This is a genomic window from Pseudomonas sp. GW821-FHT09D08 (assembly GCF_059416305.1).
In genome coordinates this window covers 448,693-466,896 of sequence record NZ_JBWKOX010000003.1, presented here as the reverse complement: position 1 = coordinate 466,896, position 18,204 = coordinate 448,693, and the positions used below count along the sequence as shown (strand labels likewise).

At 61.9% G+C, this 18,204-nt stretch carries 17 protein-coding genes; 9 read left to right on the top strand and 8 right to left on the bottom strand.

Annotated features, from left to right (window positions below; translation table 11 throughout):
• The first annotated feature begins 1 nt into the window (after position 1).
• A complete protein-coding gene (locus AC07OP_RS08380; RefSeq protein ID WP_024077192.1) occupies positions 2-736 on the top strand; it encodes a response regulator in 735 nt (244 codons plus the stop codon).
• Positions 726-2,195 (top strand): ATP-binding protein, encoded by a 1,470-nt coding sequence (locus AC07OP_RS08375; protein ID WP_098478840.1) that lies wholly within the window; start codon positions 726-728, stop codon positions 2,193-2,195. Before AC07OP_RS08380 ends, AC07OP_RS08375 begins: the two co-directional genes overlap by 11 nt.
• A gap of 63 nt (positions 2,196-2,258) precedes the next feature.
• Here the strand turns inward: AC07OP_RS08375 and AC07OP_RS08370 are convergent, their stop codons facing one another.
• On the bottom strand, positions 2,259-3,188 hold the full coding sequence (locus AC07OP_RS08370; protein ID WP_027605501.1) for an AraC family transcriptional regulator: 930 nt from the start codon (positions 3,186-3,188) through the stop codon (positions 2,259-2,261).
• Between the two features lie 328 nt (positions 3,189-3,516).
• On the opposite strand from AC07OP_RS08370, the gene AC07OP_RS08365 reads away from it, so the two are divergent.
• Both AC07OP_RS08365 and AC07OP_RS08360 read left to right on the top strand, forming a co-directional pair.
• Positions 3,517-3,858 (top strand): antibiotic biosynthesis monooxygenase family protein, encoded by a 342-nt coding sequence (locus tag AC07OP_RS08365; RefSeq protein WP_053135733.1) that lies wholly within the window; start codon positions 3,517-3,519, stop codon positions 3,856-3,858.
• Positions 3,859-3,900: 42 nt separating this feature from the next.
• Positions 3,901-4,146 carry a hypothetical protein gene (locus AC07OP_RS08360; protein ID WP_053135736.1) on the top strand — a complete coding sequence of 82 codons (246 nt, stop codon included), beginning with the start codon at positions 3,901-3,903 and terminating at the stop codon, positions 4,144-4,146.
• Between the two features lie 125 nt (positions 4,147-4,271).
• On the opposite strand, the gene AC07OP_RS08355 is transcribed toward AC07OP_RS08360, so the two are convergent.
• Positions 4,272-4,904, bottom strand: coding sequence for a flavin reductase family protein (locus AC07OP_RS08355; protein ID WP_115487195.1), 633 nt, complete (start codon positions 4,902-4,904; stop codon positions 4,272-4,274).
• A gap of 177 nt (positions 4,905-5,081) precedes the next feature.
• On the opposite strand from AC07OP_RS08355, the gene AC07OP_RS08350 reads away from it, so the two are divergent.
• A complete protein-coding gene (locus AC07OP_RS08350; RefSeq protein ID WP_065939190.1) occupies positions 5,082-5,837 on the top strand; it encodes a COG4705 family protein in 756 nt (251 codons plus the stop codon).
• Positions 5,838-5,892: 55 nt separating this feature from the next.
• Here the strand turns inward: AC07OP_RS08350 and AC07OP_RS08345 are convergent, their stop codons facing one another.
• From AC07OP_RS08345 to AC07OP_RS08330, 4 genes are all read right to left on the bottom strand, one after another.
• Positions 5,893-7,212 (bottom strand): MFS transporter, encoded by a 1,320-nt coding sequence (locus tag AC07OP_RS08345; RefSeq protein WP_027605506.1) that lies wholly within the window; start codon positions 7,210-7,212, stop codon positions 5,893-5,895.
• A 167-nt stretch (positions 7,213-7,379) separates the two neighbouring features.
• On the bottom strand, positions 7,380-8,714 hold the full coding sequence (locus AC07OP_RS08340; protein WP_065939188.1) for a sigma-54-dependent transcriptional regulator: 1,335 nt from the start codon (positions 8,712-8,714) through the stop codon (positions 7,380-7,382).
• Positions 8,708-10,474: a sensor histidine kinase gene (locus tag AC07OP_RS08335; protein ID WP_495100503.1), complete on the bottom strand. Its 1,767-nt coding sequence runs from the start codon at positions 10,472-10,474 to the stop codon at positions 8,708-8,710. Before AC07OP_RS08335 ends, AC07OP_RS08340 begins: the two co-directional genes overlap by 7 nt.
• A 193-nt stretch (positions 10,475-10,667) precedes the next feature.
• On the bottom strand, positions 10,668-12,191 hold the full coding sequence (locus tag AC07OP_RS08330; RefSeq protein ID WP_027605509.1) for a fumarate hydratase: 1,524 nt from the start codon (positions 12,189-12,191) through the stop codon (positions 10,668-10,670).
• 217 nt (positions 12,192-12,408) lie between these two features.
• Between AC07OP_RS08330 and AC07OP_RS08325 the strand changes: the two genes are divergently transcribed.
• Both AC07OP_RS08325 and AC07OP_RS08320 read left to right on the top strand, forming a co-directional pair.
• Complete coding sequence (locus tag AC07OP_RS08325) at positions 12,409-13,341, top strand: iron-sulfur-binding ferredoxin reductase (RefSeq protein ID WP_495100504.1); 933 nt, start codon at positions 12,409-12,411, stop codon at positions 13,339-13,341.
• Positions 13,342-13,371: 30 nt separating this feature from the next.
• A complete protein-coding gene (locus AC07OP_RS08320; protein ID WP_495100505.1) occupies positions 13,372-14,121 on the top strand; it encodes an enoyl-CoA hydratase-related protein in 750 nt (249 codons plus the stop codon).
• A gap of 98 nt (positions 14,122-14,219) precedes the next feature.
• Here the strand turns inward: AC07OP_RS08320 and pyk are convergent, their stop codons facing one another.
• Positions 14,220-15,671, bottom strand: a complete 1,452-nt coding sequence (pyk, locus tag AC07OP_RS08315; RefSeq protein WP_065939184.1) for a pyruvate kinase — start codon at positions 15,669-15,671, stop codon at positions 14,220-14,222.
• Positions 15,672-15,846: 175 nt separating this feature from the next.
• On the opposite strand from pyk, the gene AC07OP_RS08310 reads away from it, so the two are divergent.
• Positions 15,847-16,221 (top strand): tol-pal system YbgF family protein, encoded by a 375-nt coding sequence (locus tag AC07OP_RS08310; protein ID WP_025854787.1) that lies wholly within the window; start codon positions 15,847-15,849, stop codon positions 16,219-16,221.
• A gap of 225 nt (positions 16,222-16,446) precedes the next feature.
• Entirely contained in the window at positions 16,447-16,806 is a 360-nt protein-coding gene (locus tag AC07OP_RS08305; protein WP_092358374.1) for a PilZ domain-containing protein, read from the top strand.
• A gap of 60 nt (positions 16,807-16,866) precedes the next feature.
• Here the strand turns inward: AC07OP_RS08305 and AC07OP_RS08300 are convergent, their stop codons facing one another.
• Complete coding sequence (locus AC07OP_RS08300; protein WP_115487186.1) at positions 16,867-18,198, bottom strand: DUF58 domain-containing protein; 1,332 nt, start codon at positions 18,196-18,198, stop codon at positions 16,867-16,869.
• Positions 18,199-18,204: the final 6 nt, after the last annotated feature.

Genomic DNA, 18,204 nt, shown 5'->3' with positions numbered 1-18,204 from the left:
CGTGAGCGTAATCAGTAAATCGATTCTCCTCGTCGACGACGACCAGGAAATCCGCGAATTGCTGCAGACCTACCTCAGTCGCGCCGGTTTCCAGGTGCGTGGCGTGCCGGATGGCGCGGGGTTCCGCCAGGCGATGAACGAGGCGCCGTGCGACCTGGTCATCCTCGATGTGATGCTGCCGGACGAAGACGGTTTCAGCCTCTGCCGCTGGATTCGCCAGCACCCGCGCCAGGCGCAGGTGCCGATCATCATGCTCACCGCCAGTTCCGACGAAGCCGACCGCGTGATCGGCCTGGAACTGGGGGCCGACGACTATATCGGCAAGCCCTTCAGCCCCCGCGAGTTGCAGGCGCGGATCAAGGCCTTGCTGCGCCGCTGCCAGTTCGGCCAGGAGCGCAGCGGCAATGGCGATGTGCTGGTGTTCGATGAATGGCGCCTGGACATGATCAGTCATCGGCTGTTTCACGTGGATGGCGAAGAGGTGATCCTCTCCGGTGCCGACTTTGCCCTGCTCAAGTTGTTTCTCGATCACCCGCAGCAGATTCTCGACCGCGACACTATCGGCAACGCCACCCGTGGCCGCGACCTGATGCCGCTGGACCGGATCGTCGACATGGCCGTGAGCCGCCTGCGTCAACGCCTGCGCGACACCGAAAAACCCCCGAGGCTGATCCGCACCGTGCGCGGCAGCGGCTATCAACTGGCAGCCAGCGTGGTTGCCGGCAATGCCCACTGAACCGCTGAGCGAACGCCGCCGCCGCTTCCCGGTACCGCGCTCGCTGCTGGGGCGCATGTTGCTGCTGACCTTGCTCGCGGTGCTGTTCGCGCAGACGCTGTCCAGCGTGATCTGGGTCTCGCAGTTGCGCGCCACCCAGCTCGAAGGCCTGGTCACCAGCGCCCGTAGCCTGGCGCACTCGATGACTGCCAGCGTGAGTTATTTCCGTTCGTTGCCGGTGGCCTATCGACCGTTGGTCCTTGACCAGCTGCGCAGCATGGGTGGCACCCGTTTTGTCGTGACCCTGAATGATCGGCCCCTCGACATGCAAGTGTTGCCGCAAACCCCGCGCAAGCAGGCGGTGCTGGTGGCCGTGGATGAAGTCCTGCGCCAGACCCTGGGCGCCGACGTGCCTATCTCGGTGGAGTTCGTCAGCGCCGAAGACCTGCGCATCTTCAACGCCGGCTTGAAACTGGATGAGTTGCCGCGTTCCTGGGCGCATTACGCGCTGACCCTGGAGCCGGTCAACCCGCCGGTATTGGTGACCCAGATCGAACTCGCCCCCGGCGAATGGTTGTACATCGCTTCGCTGTTGCCCGAGCCCTACACCAGCCTTGAAGAACAGGGCCTGCCGTCCCAGCAAGTGTGGTTTATCGTGCTGACCAGCGGCTTTTTGCTGCTGTTCATCGGCCTGCTGGTGCACTGGCAAAGCCGGCCGCTCAAGCGCCTGGCGCGGGCGGCGCGTGACATGTCCCTGGGCGCCGATGTGGAACCGGTGGCCGAAGGCGGCGGCAGTGAAGTGGTGGAAGTGGGCCGCGCGTTCAATGCCATGCGCGAACGCATCAGCCGTTACCTCACGGAGCGCAGCCAGTTGTTCAGCGCGATTTCCCACGACCTGCGCACACCGATTACCCGCCTGCGCCTGCGCGTGGAATTGCTCGAAGACGAGAACCTGCAAACCAAGTTCGGCCGTGACCTGGATGAGTTGGAGTTGCTGGTCAAGGGCGCGCTGCAATGTGTGAAAGACACCGATATCCACGAGAACATCCAGCCGGTCGACCTCAACCATGTGCTCGAATGCCTGGTGGAGCCTTATGTGGCGCCCAACGGCAACGGCCGGGTCACCCTGGACGGCGCAGCAGTGGCGGCGTACCCGGGCAAGCCGCTGGCGCTCAAGCGCTGCATCGGCAACCTGATCGACAATGCCTTGAAGTACGGGCAGAACGCCCATTTGCGTATTGAGGACGATGGCGCGGAGTTCATCCTGCACGTCGACGACGAAGGTCCAGGCGTGCCGGAACAGCGTTTGGAACAGGTCTTCGAACCGCATTTTCGCTTGGCCGGCCAGCAGCAGGGTTACGGTTTGGGCTTGGGGATTGCGCGCAATATTGCCCATAGCCATGGCGGTGAAGTGAGTTTGCAGAATTTGCGTGAGGGCGGCTTGCGGGTCACCCTGCAACTGCCCCGGACCCTGGACTGAAAAACACCATTGGACAAATAGGGGAGGGGGCAAGCCTCTTCCCACATTTTGATCGTCTGTGTGTCAGACGCTTTGGCGCAGTCGTGCCAAATCCCTCAGCGGCGGTGCCCCAAACAACCGGCTGTACTCCCGGCTGAACTGCGACGGGCTTTCATACCCCACCCGATACCCCGCCGCCGACGCTTCCAGCCCTTCGGCAATCATCAGCCGACGTGCCTCCTGCAAGCGCAGCTGCTTTTGGTACTGCAACGGGCTCATGGCGGTAATTGCCTTGAAACGGTGATGCAGGGTCGAGACGCTGAGGTTCACTTCCTTGGCCAGGTCATCGATGCGCAGCGGTTGTTCGTAGTTGCCATTGAGCCACTTGATCGCCTGGCTGACGCGATGGCTCTGACTGTTGGCTACGGCAATTTCATACAGGCGATAACCCTGCGGCCCGCGCAGCAAGCGGTAGAGAATTTCACGGTTGATCAGCGGCGCCAGCATGGCGATGTCTTTGGGTGTATCCAGCAGGCGCGCCAGGCGCAGCACGGCGTCGAGCAACTGGGGGTCGATGCGGTCCACATACATCCCGCGCGATGTCGGGCGCGTGGGCACGCCCATGGGCCCGGCCTCGGCGATCAAGGCAGTCAGCTGCGCCGGGTCGATATTGATGCGTACTGACAGGTTTGGATCTTCCGGCGTGGCATCGATGATCCGCCCGGCCACGGGCATCGCCACCGAGAACACCAGGTAATTGAGCGGGTCGTAGGCAAAGATTTCGTCGGCCAGGCGCACTTCCTTGCTGCCGTTGGCAAGGATGCACAACGCCGGCTCCACCAGCACCGGCATGAAGTCACGCGGTGTGTTGTGGCGGTTCAGGAACAGTGACGTAATCGCCGTGCCATAGGAGCCGTCTTCCCAGGTATGACGATGCACGATGCTCGCCAGCTCGGCGCGCTGTTTTTCCGTCTCGGCGTCGAGGGGCATGGACTGATGTTCGGGCGACGGCATAAGGCGTCCTCTGCATGCTTTTTTGATGGGCTCAGCTTAGCGGCGGCTTTTCAAACAGTGTTAGGTCGATTCTGCACAATCCTTGCCTGATCCTGCGACGCGTCGTGAATCAGGCAAGTTCTCGGGCTGTCATGGCCCTGAAACAAGGCGTTTGCCTGTGGAATCGAATCGGCGGTCCCTCCGTCCTTCCTACGCTTCTCGCAGGATTGTGCAATAAGCCTGCAGGAATTGACTAACCGCGCCCGCACCCGCGCCGTTATCTTTGATCCTGTGGCAACACGCCCCCACAGTGCTTGCCGAGCATCACTTCTCAACGGGAGAGTCGAACATGTCCACCCCCATTCCCGCGAGCCATATGGCCTTTATCCGCGCCCGCACCGGGTGCAGCACCGAACTGGGTGCACGCTTGAGCAGTTTGATCGAACCGGGCCGCCAGGCTCAGGGTTGCCTGCAATTTTCGTTGCAGCATTCCCAGGTCGATCCCGATGTCTGGTTGATCTCGGGTTTCTGGAGCAGCGAGCAGGCGATGAGCGCCTACTTCAACTCGCCGGCCCTGATGATCTTCACCGAGCTGTTGAACGACATGGTCGTGCGCAGCATGGACTTCCAGACCTTCACCGATGCAACCGCCGCCAATGCCTACGGCGAGTACCTGCAACTCGCCGGTTGAGGGTTAGAATGGCCAACTTTTCCATTGGCCAGGACCTGCAACATGGCACGTAAACAATTTGCCCATCACGAAGCCGTTTCCGCCGTAGTACCAGGAGAGGGTGGCTACAGCGCCGCCGTCGCCGTCAAGGCGCTGGATGGCATGGGCGCACCGCAGTTTCACAAGATCCTGGATGGACAGACGTTCAAGACCGCCTCCGACGCCGATGATGCCGCCACCGTGCAGCTTGAGCGGCTGATCGATGTGGATGAAGAGGGTCAATTGACCTGGGCGAGCGCCGCGAGCTGAACAACGTCGACCCTCTAATGTGGGAGAGGGCTTGCTCCCGATAGCAGTGTGTCAGTCAACAACGATGTTGGATGTGCCATTGCCATCGGGGGCAAGCCCCCTCCCACTTTTTTGGTGTATTTCAGTCAGGGTTTGCTGGCGCCTGGGCGATACATCTTGAACAACGCCTCCGGGCCCAACTGGAAGTAATCCGCCGGGCCACCGCCGCGCAAGATCGGCTCCGCGGCTGCGGTGTCGTACACCCCATCCTTGAGTAGCCACTTGGCAATGTGCACCGCGACCACCTCGCCCAGCACCAGCCAGCTGGGCACCAACTGCTGGTCGGCGCGCTGCAGCTGGATGATCTGCGTCACCTTGCACTCGAACGACACCGGGCTCTCGCCCACTCGCGGCACGCCGATGATTTTCGACGCCACCGGTGTCAGGCCGGACAACTCGAACTCATTCACCTCCGGCGAGACGGCCGCGCAGCTCTGGTTCATCTGCTCGGCCAGCGGGCGGGTGGCCAGGTTCCACACAAACTCGCCGGTCTGTTCGATGTTGTTCAGGCTGTCTTTGCGCCCGACGCTGGAAAACCCAATGATCGGTGGAATGTAGTTGAACGCATTGAAAAAACTGTAGGGCGCCAGGTTCAGGCGCCCGTTATTGTCGTGGGATGAAATCCAGCCAATCGGCCGTGGCCCGACAATGGCATTGAACGGGTCGTGTGGCAGGCCGTGGCCGTTGGCCGGTTCGTAGAAGTGGATATCGTCAGGCATGGCCGGGTTCCTGCTGCGGGGTTCTGGGAGGCCGTCATAGTGCAATCCATGGCGACGAATTTCCATCGGCCCTATGGAATTTTCATTCAGCGGCCACCTATTTTTCACAGCGGCCCGTTCAGTCTGCGCCCAAGGTCGATACCCCCTATAAGACTGAGCCTCGGAGCCTTCTACCGCATGAATAAACTTCCTCAGATCACCCTGGCGTTCTGGGTCATGAAAATCTGCGCAACCACCCTGGGCGAAACCGCCGGGGACTTGTTGTCGATGACCCTGAACGTCGGTTACGCCATCAGCTCGATGATCCTTATCAGCGTGTTCCTGGTCACTCTGGTGACACAACTCTGGTCGAAAACCTACAACCCGGTGCTGTACTGGATCGTGATCCTTTCCACCAGCACCGCCGGCACCACCATGTCGGACTTCATGGACCGCACCCTGGGCCTGGGCTACGCCACCGGGTCGATGATCCTGATCGTGATCCTGATGATCATCTTTGCCTTGTGGCACCTCAGTGGTGACTCGCTGAACGTGAACAAGGTGCAGACTTTCCGAGGCGAGCTGTTCTACTGGATGGCGATCCTGTTCTCCAACACCCTGGGCACTGCGTTGGGCGACTTCCTGGCGGACGATTCGGGGCTCGGCTTTGCCGGTGGCGCCTTGTTGATTGGCTCGACCATTGCCGCGGTAGTGGCGCTCAAGTACTTCACCCAAATCTCGTCGGTGCTGTTGTTCTGGGTGGCGTTTGTACTGACCCGGCCGTTTGGTGCAACCCTGGGCGACTTCCTGACCAAGCCCCATGAAAAGGGCGGGTTGGATTTCGGCACCATTGGATCGTCGGCGGTATTGGCGGCGGTGCTGGTGGTGATGATTGTCGGGGCGTCGTATGCACAGCGACGGTATGGCCGGAGCCCGGTAGCAGAGGTGTCCTGATTCAACATGTGGGAGGGGGCAAGCCCGCTCCCACATTTGTTACTGCATCCAACCGTCAGTCCGTGGTGATGCGCGAATGCTTGCGTGTGTCCTTCATGGTCACATAGACCGCCAGCGACACGGCAATACACGCGGTTACATACCAGTAGTAACCGGTTTCCATCCCGATGCTCTTGAACCACAGCGCGATGTATTCAGCGGTACCGCCGAAGATCGACACGGTCAGTGCATAGGGCAGGCCCACGCCCAGGGCGCGGATTTCGGTCGGGAACAGTTCAGCCTTGACCACGGCGTTGATCGAGGTGTAGCCGCTGACGATGATCAGCGCGGCCATGATCAGGAAGAACGCGCCCCACCAGGTCTGGATAGTGTGCAGGGTGGTGAGGATCGGTACGGTGAACAGCGTGCCGAGGATGCCGAAGGCGATCAGGATCGGCCGACGCCCGACTTTATCCGACAGCCCACCGACGATCGGTTGCAGGCACATGAACAGGAACAGCGTTGCCGCCGAGATCGTGGTGGAGTCGGAAATGCTCATGCCGACGGTGTTCACCAGGTACTTCTGCATGTAGGTGGTGTAGGTGTAGAAGGCCAGGGTGCCGCCCATGGTCAGGCCGACCACGGTCATCAGTTCCTTGGGGTGGCGCATCAAGGTGCGCATGGCGCTTTCCTTGGCTTTTTCCTTCTTGGTGAACGACTCGGTTTCTTCCATGCCGCGACGCAGGTACAGCGCGACCACTGCGCACAGGGCGCCGATGGCGAACGGGATACGCCAGCCCCAGTCGTACAGTTGCTCGGTGGTGAGCACTTGTTGCAGCACGATCAGTACTGCCAGGGCGATAAGCTGGCCGGAGATCAGGGTCACGTACTGGAAGCTGGAGAAGAAACCGCGACGTTCCTTGGTGGCCATTTCACTCAGGTAGGTGGCCGAGGTGCCGTATTCGCCACCGACCGACAAGCCTTGCAGCAGGCGGGCGAACACCAGCAGGATCGGTGCGCCGACCCCGATGGTTTCGTAACCGGGGCTCAGGGCGATGATCAACGAGCCGAAGCACATCAGCAGGACCGACGCCATCAGTGCTGCTTTGCGACCCGCACGGTCGGCGTACAGGCCCATCAGCCAGCCACCGATGGGGCGCATCAGGAAGCCCACGGCGAAGATCGCGGCGGTGTTGAGCAATTGGGCGGTGGTGTCGCCTTTCGGGAAAAAGGCTTTGGCGAAGTACAGCGAGAACGCGGCGTAGACATACCAGTCGTACCACTCGACCATGTTGCCGACCGATCCGCTGAAGATCGATTTGATCCGGCTGGTGGTGGTACGTTCCTTGGCCGGCGCGGCCGCCGACCCCAGGGGCAAGGTGTTGGAGTTATCCATTGAAGGATCCTTCATCTAGTTGTTTTTATGGAGCGGCGCGAGCGCAGCCTGGCTGGGGCTATAGCAGGAGCTGTGCCAGGTAGATGAAGGCCCGGTCTAGAAGGGGCTGGGGTTTATTTTGGGCGGAAAGTCGCTGATGTTTTTGAGGGTGATGAGCGGAAATCCGCTCATTCGTCTTTCAGGAACATGTCCCTGGCCAACCCATGGCGCTGCATCTTTTCGTTGAAGGTGCGCCGTGGCAGCTGCAACTCCGCCAGCACCGCCTTGATGTCGCCTTTATGCCGGGTCAATGCGGCCTTCAGGCAATGGGCCTCGAACGCCTCCTGCTGCGCGGCCAGCGATTGCCCGGCTTCGATCCCTTCCGGTTCCGGTTCGCCAAGGCCCAGCACCTGGCGTTCGGCGACGTTGGCCAGCTCGCGCACATTGCCCGGCCAGTCATGGCTGAGCAGGCGGCCCAACTGCGCGCCGCTCAGCGGTTCCACGTTGCGGCCCAGGCGCTCGGCGGCGCTTTGGGCAAAGTGATCGAACAGCAACGGGATGTCTTCGCGGCGCTCGCGCAGGGGCGGCAGGCGCAGTTGTGCAACGTTCAGCCGATAGGCCAGGTCTTCGCGAAAGCGCCCGGCGCGGGCTTCTTCCAGCAGGTCCGGCTTGGTGGCGGCAATGATGCGTAAATCCACATGAATGCTTTGATTGGAGCCCAGGCGTTCCAGCTTCTGATCCTGCAACACCCGCAACAGCTTTACTTGCTGGGCCAGGGGCATGCTTTCGATTTCATCGAGGAACAGCGTGCCGCCATGGGCGTACTCCAGTTTGCCGATGCGCTTGCCCTGGGCACCGGTGAAGGCGCCGCTTTCGTGGCCGAACAGTTCAGCCTCGAACAGCTGCTCGGGAATCGCCGCGCAATTGAGCGCCACAAACGGTTTTTTCGCGCGTGGGCCGAAGTCATGCAGGCAACGGGCGACCAGCTCCTTGCCGCTGCCGGTCTCGCCACGGATCAGCACGTTGACCGGCAAGGTCGCCAGGTCGAGTACCTGTCGGCGCAGGTTCTGCAAGCCACGGGACACGCCGAGCAGGCTCGACTCCAACTGCGCCCGATGATCGGCCTGTTGGTGCAGGCGGCGGTTTTCGAGGATCAGCCCGCGCTTGTCCAATGCGCGGCGCAGGCTGTTGAGCAAGGCATCGGGGCTGAAGGGTTTTTCCAGGAAGTCGTAGGCGCCGTCGCGCATGGCTTCGACGGCCATCGGTACATCGCCATGTCCGGTCAGCAGGATGACGGGCAGGTCGGCGTCACGGCGCTGCACTTCGGCCAGCAGCTCCAGGCCGCTGAGCCCAGGCATGCGCACGTCGCTCAGGATCACCCCGGGAAAGTCCTTGGGCAGTTGCGCCAGGCAGGCTTCGGCGCGGCTGAACAACTGCACCTCGAACCCCGACAAGCTCAGCCATTGCTCGACGGCCGTACGAATGCTGGCTTCGTCATCGACCACAATCACCGCGTTCAACATAAGTCGGGTGTCTCCAGCGCGATAGGCAAGGTCAGGGTGAATACCGCGCCGTCGCCACGGTTACTGGCGCTCAGGCGCCCGCCCAATTCGTGCACGATAGCGTAGGAAACCGCCAGGCCCAAGCCGAGCCCGTCGCCCACCGGCTTGGTGGTAAAGAACGGGTCGAACACGCTGTTGAGGTGCTCTTCGGCAATCCCGCCGCCGCTGTCGCTGACCGTGAGTTGCCACAGTTGCTGGTCGGCATGCAGGCGGATTTCCAGGCGCTTGCGGGGTTTGTCGGCCATGGCGTCGAGGGCGTTGCGCAGCAGGTTGATCAGCACCTGTTCGAGGCGGATCGCGTCGCCGCGTACCCAGGCGGGGCGGGTCAGGTCCAGCACGGTGCCGATGGCTTCATCACGCAGGCGCGCGTCGAGCAGGTGCAGGGACTGGTCGACCACGGTGGCCAGGTCAAGGCGTTCGCGCAGGCCGCTGGGGCTTTTGCGCGCAAAGGTCTTGAGGTGGCCGGTCAGCGCGGCCATGCGTGTGAGCATATCGTCCAGTGGGGTCAGGGCCTTGTAGGCGTCGTCCACCCGACCGTGGTCCAACAGCAACCGCAGGGTCGCCAACTGCATGCGCTGGGCGGTCAGGGGCTGGTTGATCTCATGGGCGAGGGCGGCGGACATCTGCCCCAGCGCCGCTAATTTCGCCGATTGCACCAGGCCATCCTGGGCCGTGCGCAGGGCCTGGGTGCGCTCTTCCACAAGCTGTTCGAGTTCTTCGCGGCTGCGCTGGCGCAAACGGGCCAGGCGCCAGCGTTGGCTGAGGAACAGCACCAGGAACACCAGCGCCAGCCAGGAACCGGCGGCGGCAAGGCCGGCGTTGCGCTGGTCTTCAAAGGCGAACTGGGGTTTGCGCAACAGGTGCAGGGTCCAGCCCTCGGCTTTCAGCGGCAGTGACTCCCAGATGTAATTGGCGTTGCCTTCGGGGCCGTTGACGCGCATCAGGTGGCTGTTTTCGTCGAAGCGTTGCAACGTCTGGGTGTCCAGCGGCTGCAGTTGTTTCTTGTCGTATTGGCGGGTGGCCTTGAGTTCGACCAGATCGCTGGCCGACAACGGGTGCAGGTTGCGATAACGCCAGCCCGGTTGGTTGGCGATAAACACGATGCCGCGTGCGTCGCTGACCAGCAACAGGTCATCGCCCTGGGCCCATTCGCGCTCCAGCTCAGGGAATTCCAGTTTCACCACCATGGCGCCAAGGAACTGCTCGTGTTCATCCAGCACGGCGCTGGAGAGGAAATACCCCGGGATCCCGGTGGTTACGCCGACCGCGTAAAAGCGCCCGGTGCCCTGGCTCTTGGTCTGGCTGAAATACGGCCGAAACGCGTAGTTGTGCCCGACATAACTGCTCGGCAAGTTCCAGTTGCTGGCGGCCACGGCCAGGCCGGTGCGGTCCATCAACTCCAGGGTGGAGGACTGCGCCGCACCGTTGATGCGTTCGAGCTTGCGGTTGAGCAGGTCCTGGGTGCCTGGGTCCAACGGGCCTTTGAGCGCGTTGATCATTTCTGAGTCCAGTGCCAGCACAGCGGGCAGGGCGCGGTAGCGTTCGATCAGGGTGTGCAACGAGTTGGCATACAGCGCGAGCTGCTGGTTGGCGCGGGCCGCATCGTCCACCAACGCCTGGCGTTCGGCATGGCGCGTGGCCAAGGCCGCGGCCAGCAGCGCACCGGCGATGATCAGCAGGGAGTAGAAGGTCAGGCGCAGCGGGCGAGGGATCACGATCATACGGTGATGGGCAGGCACGGTAAGGGGAGTGCACCATAACATGAGCGGCTTGGGTCTTGTCGTGAGGGGCTGTCGTGGCTGAAGGGGAGAGTGGGCTTCTTGTGGTGAGCGGGCTTGCCATAGGTGAATCAGCACGCAATAAAAAAGCGACCGGGCCATGGGCCGCGGTCGCCTCAGTCTTGGGGGAGGGTGCTTACTGCACTTCTACCGCCAGGCTTTCACTGATCTTTTTCTGCCAGATGGCAGGACCGGTGATGTGGACGGATTCGCCCTTGCTGTCCACCGCAACGGTGACCGGCATGTCTTTCACGTCGAACTCGTAGATCGCTTCCATGCCCAGTTCGGCGAAGGCAACCACACGCGATTTCTTGATGGCTTGGGCCACGAGGTAAGCGGCGCCGCCCACCGCCATCAGGTACACGGCCTTGTGGTCCTTGATCGCTTCGATCGCGGTAGGGCCGCGCTCGGATTTGCCGATCATGCCCAGCAGGCCGGTTTGCTCGAGGATCTGACGGGTGAACTTGTCCATCCGCGTCGCGGTGGTCGGGCCAGCCGGGCCAACCACTTCTTCGCGCACCGGATCAACCGGGCCGACGTAGTAGATAAAGCGACCCTTGAGGTCCACCGGCAGGCTTTCGCCCTTGTTCAGCATCTCGACCATGCGCTTGTGCGCGGCGTCGCGACCGGTGAGCATCTTGCCGTTGAGCAGCACGGTTTCGCCCGGCTTCCAGCTCTGCACTTCTTCCGGGGTCAGGGTGTCGAGGTTGACGCGACGGGCCGATGGGCCGGCTTCCCAGACGATTTCCGGGTAGGCGTCCAGCGGTGGCGCTTCCAGCGACGCCGGGCCCGAACCGTCGAGCACGAAGTGCGCGTGACGGGTGGCGGCGCAGTTGGGGATCATGCACACCGGCAGCGAAGCGGCGTGGGTCGGGTAGTCCATGATCTTTACGTCGAGCACGGTGGTCAGACCACCCAGGCCCTGGGCGCCGATGCCCAGTTGGTTGACCTTCTCGAACAACTCCAGGCGCATCTCTTCGATACGGTTCTGCGGGCCGCGCTTTTTCAGCTCGTGGATGTCGATGGATTCCATCAACACTTCCTTGGCCATCACCGCGGCTTTTTCGGCGGTGCCGCCGATGCCGATGCCGAGCATGCCCGGCGGGCACCATCCGGCGCCCATGGTCGGAACGGTCTTGAGCACCCAGTCGACGATCGAGTCGGACGGGTTGAGCATGGCCATTTTCGACTTGTTCTCGGATCCGCCGCCCTTGGCCGCCACATCCACTTCCACGGTGTTACCCGGGACGATGGAGTAGTGGATCACGGCCGGGGTGTTGTCCTTGGTGTTTTTACGCGCACCGGCCGGGTCGGCCAGGATGGAGGCGCGCAGGACGTTTTCCGGCAGGTTGTAGGCGCGACGCACGCCTTCGTTGATCATGTCGTCCAGGCCCATGGTGGCGCCATCCCAACGTACGTCCATGCCCACGCGCACGAACACGGTGACGATACCGGTGTCCTGGCAGATCGGGCGATGGCCGGTGGCGCACATGCGCGAGTTGATCAGGATCTGCGCGATGGAGTCACGGGCTGCCGGCGATTCTTCGCGCAGGTAGGCCTCGTGCATCGCCTGGATGAAATCAACGGGGTGGTAGTAGGAAATGAATTGCAGGGCGTCGGCAACGCTCTGAATCAGGTCGTCTTGCTTGATCACGGTCATGAGTCGCGCTCCTCTATAAGGGAACATTCAATAAAGGTGGGCTCAGTGGGGTGCATCGGTCGGCTGAGTCCACCTTTCCAAGGCACGCCAAGTGGTGCAGGCGCGACGCTAAAAAGGCGCGGCAGTATAACCCGGCACGGTGGCCGATACACCCGACTATGGTCAAACTGTCGCAGGCATGATTCCCTGTGCGCGCCCCTTGTGATCGAGTCCTGCTATGCCTGAACTGTACGTCGGCGAACGCCATTGGTCGGTAGCCACCGGCAGCAACCTGCTGGATGCCTTGAACCAGGCGGGTGTGTCCGTGCCTTACAGTTGCCGTGCCGGCAGCTGCCATGCGTGCCTGGTGCGGTGCCAGGGCGAGGTCGAGGACCGGCAGCCCGCTGCCTTGAGCCCGGCACAACGCCAGGAGGGCTGGCGCCTGGCGTGCCAGTGCCAGGTGATCGGCGATCTGCAGGTCGAGGCATTCGACCCGCTGCGGGACGGCCTGCCGGCCCTGGTGGTGGGGGCCGATTGGTTGAATGCCTCGGTGCTGCGCCTGCGGCTGCAAGCGGAGCGTGGACTGCGCTATCGCGCCGGGCAGCACATGGTGGTGTGGGCCGGGCAGGTGGCACGGCCTTTTTCCCTGGCCAGCCTGCCTCAGGAGGATGCCTTCCTGGAGTTTCATATCGATTGCCGCCAGCCCGGCGCATTCAGCGATGCCGCGCGCGCGTTGTCGGTGGGTGATCGCCTGCGCCTGGGAGAACTGCGTGGCGGAGCACTGCAATACGATCCCGACTGGCAATCCTGGCCGCTGTGGCTGCTGGCTTCCGGTACCGGCCTGGGGCCGCTGTGGGGTGTGCTGCGCGAGGCGTTGCGCCAGGATCACCAGGGCGCCATCCGTATGATTCACCTGGCCCATGATGCCGACGGTCATTACCTGGCCGAGCCCCTGGCCGAACTGGCTGCGCGTCATCCGAACCTGACGGTGGAGCTGTGGACTGCGGCGCAGTCGGCCCAGGCATTGGCGCAACTGCGGCTTGTTTCCCGGCAAACCCTGGCCTTACTCTGCGGGCATCCTGTCAGCGTCGAGGCCTTCTCCAAGCGCCTGTTCCTGGCGGGGCTGCCGCGCAATCAACTGCTGGCCGATGTGTTCCTGCCCCGTGGTTGAGTGCTGAATTCCACTGCCGTGAGATTCGCCATGACCGACGCCATCCTGCTGCAATGCGAGCGCGGGCTGCTGACTCTGCAGCTCAATCGCCCGGATAAGAAGAACGCCCTGACCCGAGCCATGTACGGCCAACTGGCCGAGGCGTTGGAGCGGGCCGATGCGGACCCGGATATCAATGCCGTGCTGATCCAGGGCAGCAGCGAGTGTTTTACTGCCGGCAACGATATCGGCGATTTTCTCGAGCAACCGCCCAGCGACCTCGACAGCCCGGCGTTTCACTTTATGAAAAGCCTGCTCAACTGCCGCAAGCCGGTGATTGCAGCCGTAGCGGGTGCGGCGGTGGGGATCGGCACCACCCTGCTGCTGCATTGCGACCTGGTGTACATCAGCCGCGATGCACGGTTGCGCATGCCGTTCGTCAATTTGGGGCTATGTCCGGAGTTTGGGTCGAGCCTGATCCTCCCCCGTTTGCTGGGACACGCGAAGGCGGCTGAACTGTTGTTGCTGGGTGAGGGCTTCAGCGGCGAACAAGCGGCCGCGTGGGGGATTGCGACCGAAGCGTTGGGCAGTGGCGAGGCGGCGTTGGCCAAGGCGCGGGAGATGGCCGAGCGCTTTGAAACCCTGGCGCCGGGAGCGGTGCAGGTCTGCAAGCAGTTGATGAAGAGCGTGGACCGCGAGCAGTTGCGGCAAGTGATCGAGGAAGAGGGGGCGTTGTTTGTGCAGCGCTTGAAGTCGCCGGAAGCGATTGCGGCGCTGTCGGGGTTTATGGAAAAGCGTTAACCCGATGTGGGTGCGACGATTCGACATGCTCCCTGCCACACGGAAAGCAAAAAGCCCCGCCATTCACATGGCGGGGCTTTTGGTTTTCAGCCTGTCACTCAGACCATTGGGTCGCCAACGTGCAGGATCTTCATGCCGTTGGTGCCGCCGATGGTGTGGTAGCTGTCGCCTTTGGTCAGGATGACCCAGTCGCCTTTCTCCACTACGCCGCGCTTGATCAGCTCGTCGATGGCCGCCTGGCTGACTTCATGGGGCGGCAACGAAGCCGGGTCGAACGGCACGGTGTATACGCCACGGAACAGGGCCGCACGGGCCTGGGTTTCGCGGTGCGGGGAGAATGCGTAGATCGGCACCGAAGAACGGATACGCGACATGATCAACGGTGTATAGCCGCTTTCGGTCAAGGCGATGATCGCCTTCACGCCCGGGAAGTGGTTGGCGGTGTACATGGCTGCCAGGGCAATGCTCTGGTCGCAGCTCTCGAACACTTTGCCGATGCGGTGGCTGGAGGTCTTGCTGGTCGGGTGCTTTTCGGCACCGACGCAGATACGCGCCATGGCCTGCACGGCTTCCAATGGGTAAGGGCCGGCGGCACTTTCGGCCGAGAGCATCACGGCGTCAGTGTAGTCGAGCACGGCGTTGGCCACGTCGGACACTTCGGCGCGGGTTGGCATCGGGTTCTGGATCATCGACTCCATCATCTGGGTCGCGACGATTACCGCTTTGTTATGGCGGCGTGCGTGCAGGATGATCTTTTTCTGGATGCCGATCAGCTCGGCGTCGCCGATTTCCACACCCAGATCGCCACGGGCAACCATCACCGCGTCGGACGCCTTGATCAGGCCGTCGAGGGTTTCGTCATCGGCCACGGCTTCGGCGCGTTCGATCTTCGCCACCAGCCAGGCGGTACCGCCGGCTTCGTCGCGCAGTTTACGGGCGTATTCCATGTCGGCAGCGTCGCGCGGGAAGGACACGGCGAGGTAGTCCACTTCCATTTCAGCGGCGAGCTTGATGTCGGCCTTGTCTTTTTCAGTCAGGGCTGGGGCGGTCAAGCCACCGCCGCGACGGTTGATGCCTTTGTGATCGGACAGCGGGCCGCCGATGATCACAGTGCAATTCAATTCAGTCGGGGTCGCGGTGTCGACGCGCATCACCACGCGACCGTCGTCCAGCAGCAGCTCGTCACCGACGCCGCAATCCTTGACCAGGTCCGGGTAGTCGATACCCACGACGTCCTGGGTGCCTTCGGTCAGCGGGTGGCTGGTGGAGAAGGTGAATTTGTCACCGATCTTCAGCTCGATACGCTTGTTGGCGAATTTGGCGATACGGATTTTCGGGCCTTGCAGGTCACCCAGCAGTGCGACGAAGCGGCCATGCTTGGCGGCCAGGTCACGCACCAGCTTGGCGCGAGCCTTGTGCTCGTCCGGGGTGCCGTGGGAGAAGTTCAGACGGGCAACGTCCAAACCAGCCAGAATCAGCTGTTCGAGGACTTCCGGCGAGTTGCTGGCCGGGCCAAGGGTGGCGACGATTTTGGTACGACGGACGGACATGCACAGACTCCTGAGTTCAAGCGCTGAGGAAGGCTACTATGCTCTTTGGTTGTAGTCATTGTTCGTTTGCACTACTTATCGACGATTCGCTTGTTTTCGCGCCGGTTGAATAGATGAACATCCTTGAAGATTTTTGACGAGGGGTCGATACACTGCACAAGACAGGAGAACCTTCATGCGAATTTTGCTCATTGCTGCCCTGGCCGTCAGTGTTGTCGGCTGCACCCGTTGGTCGATGGACCACCATTTGAACAATGCCTACCGTGCGTACAAGGTCGGTGATTGCGAGCGTGTCACTTTGGAACTATCCCAGGTCGACCGCGAGAGCCGTACCCGGCGTTATGTACAACCGGAAGTTTCGATGTTGCGCGGGCAATGCCTGGAACGCCAGAAACTGTTCGTCGACGCCGTGCAAACCTATCAATTCATCATTAACCAGTACCCGTCGAGCGAGTATGCCTACCGTGCCCGCGCGAGGCTGGATACCTTGCAGCAACTGGGCCATTACCCCGGTGCGAGCGTGGCACAGCCGCGGCCTGCCTCTTTGTAATGGCATTCGTCATTTAATAACTGGCCCGTTGCCAGTCTTGGGCTATTCTTTCAACGTTCGTTTGTACAAGTTTCTATTCGAACGGATGCAGGGCCCGGATTCGGCAGCTGTCGAGTGACAAAATGTTGTCCGTTGTCACACCGAGATCCAGGGAGAGCGAGCAATTGCGCTCGTTCCGAATCACTGGCACGGCCAGAGTCATGGCCACTGGATGGCGATCTCACCATGTTTACCGACCGACGGATCGAGCGGCATCAACTACCGTATTTCCTGCAAGTGTTTAACCGTGTCACCGACAAACCCATAGGTTTTCTGGGTAACGTCTCTGACGACGGGCTGATGTTGGTCAGCCAGTTACCCATGATGGTCGATGTGGATTTCGAGTTGCGCTTGAAGATACCCGGGGCTGACGACACGTTCCATGTCATTGACATCACGGCGACCTGCCTGTGGAGCCATGAAGATATCAACCCGCAGCACTACGATTCCGGGTTCAGCGTGCTTGAGGCTCCCGAGGAATATGGGCAACTGATCAACGTGCTGTTGCAGTACTTCAGTTTTGATCCCTTGCAGGCTTCGGCCTAGAAGCGGCGCGCTGTCGACGCGGCCGGGGTGCTGCTGTCCCTGCCGCAGTCGTGCGCTTTTTTAGAATACTCCGGCTTTCTTCCAACCCAGGTAGCGTGTTACCAGGGCCGCGCCCATTTCTGATGGCAACGTATCCAACGCCGACAGCCCGTGGGCGTTCATGCGGTCATGCAATTCATCCCGAGTATTGAGGTAGTCGACAGTGCCGCTGTAGGCCAGGGCTTCGGGCAAGGTTTGTACGGGGGATTGGCGCAGTCGATCGAGTACTTCCTCACGCATGCTCGCCACCAGCACCCGATGTTGACGACTGATGCGCTTGACGGCGGAGAGTAGGGCTTCGTCGTCCTCATCCCGCAGGTTGCTGACAATAATGACCAATGCCCGACGTTTTTGCCGGGCCAGCAGTTGGCTGGCCGCTGCCTGGTAGTCGGCGGTTCGGCGGCTGGTGTCCAGGTCATAGACCGTATTGAGCAACAGATTCAATTGGCTGCTGCCCTTGACCGGTGCCAGGTAGCGTGGCTGGTCAGTGGCAAAGGTGCACAACCCCACCGCATCGCCCTGGCGCAGGGCCACGTAGCTAAGCAGCAGGCAGGCATTGAGGGCGTGGTCGAAATGGGACAGCTCGTCATCCTGGCTGCGCATGCGTCGGCCGCAATCGAGCATGAACACGATCTGCTGGTCGCGCTCGTCCTGATACTCCCGGGCGATGGGAGTACGTTGCCGCGCGGTCGCTTTCCAATCGATTTGCCGCAGGCTGTCGCCCTCACGAAACTCGCGCAGTTGATGAAATTCCAGTCCCAATCCTCGTCGTTGCCGTTGACGGACCCCCAGTTGGCTCAACCAGTTATCCACACCCTGCAGTTGTGCCCCGTACAGGCGGGCGAAGTCCGGGTAGACGCGGGTGGCGTCCTCGGCTTCGATAAAGCGCCGTGCAGACCAGAGCCCCAAGGGACTGGGCAGGTGGATTTCGCAGCGACTGAACGCGAAATGCCCACGCCGCAAGGGGCGCAGGCGATAACCCAGCTCACTGCGTTCACCAGGGCGCAATTCGATGGACTGGGGCAGGTTTTCCACGCTCAGTCCGTCGGGGACGTGATCGAACACCTGCACTGTCAGCGCCTGTGGGTAGTCATGTTCCAGGGACAGGCGGACTTCGCCCCAGCGCCCCAGCGCCAGGCTGCCGGGCATCTGCCGGTGCACGCGCGGTGACGGTCGGCGCCGCAGTCGCAGCGCGTCGAGCATGGCCAGCAGCAACAGCGCCAGGAGCAAGCCCCACGTTATTGAGTGCAAGGTCTCGGGTACCTTGAACTGCAAGGCGGCCGCAGCGCCCAGCAGGATACTCAAGCCCAGCAGTACGCTGAGCCAGGCTAATAACAGACGGGTCGGTTTCATGGACGG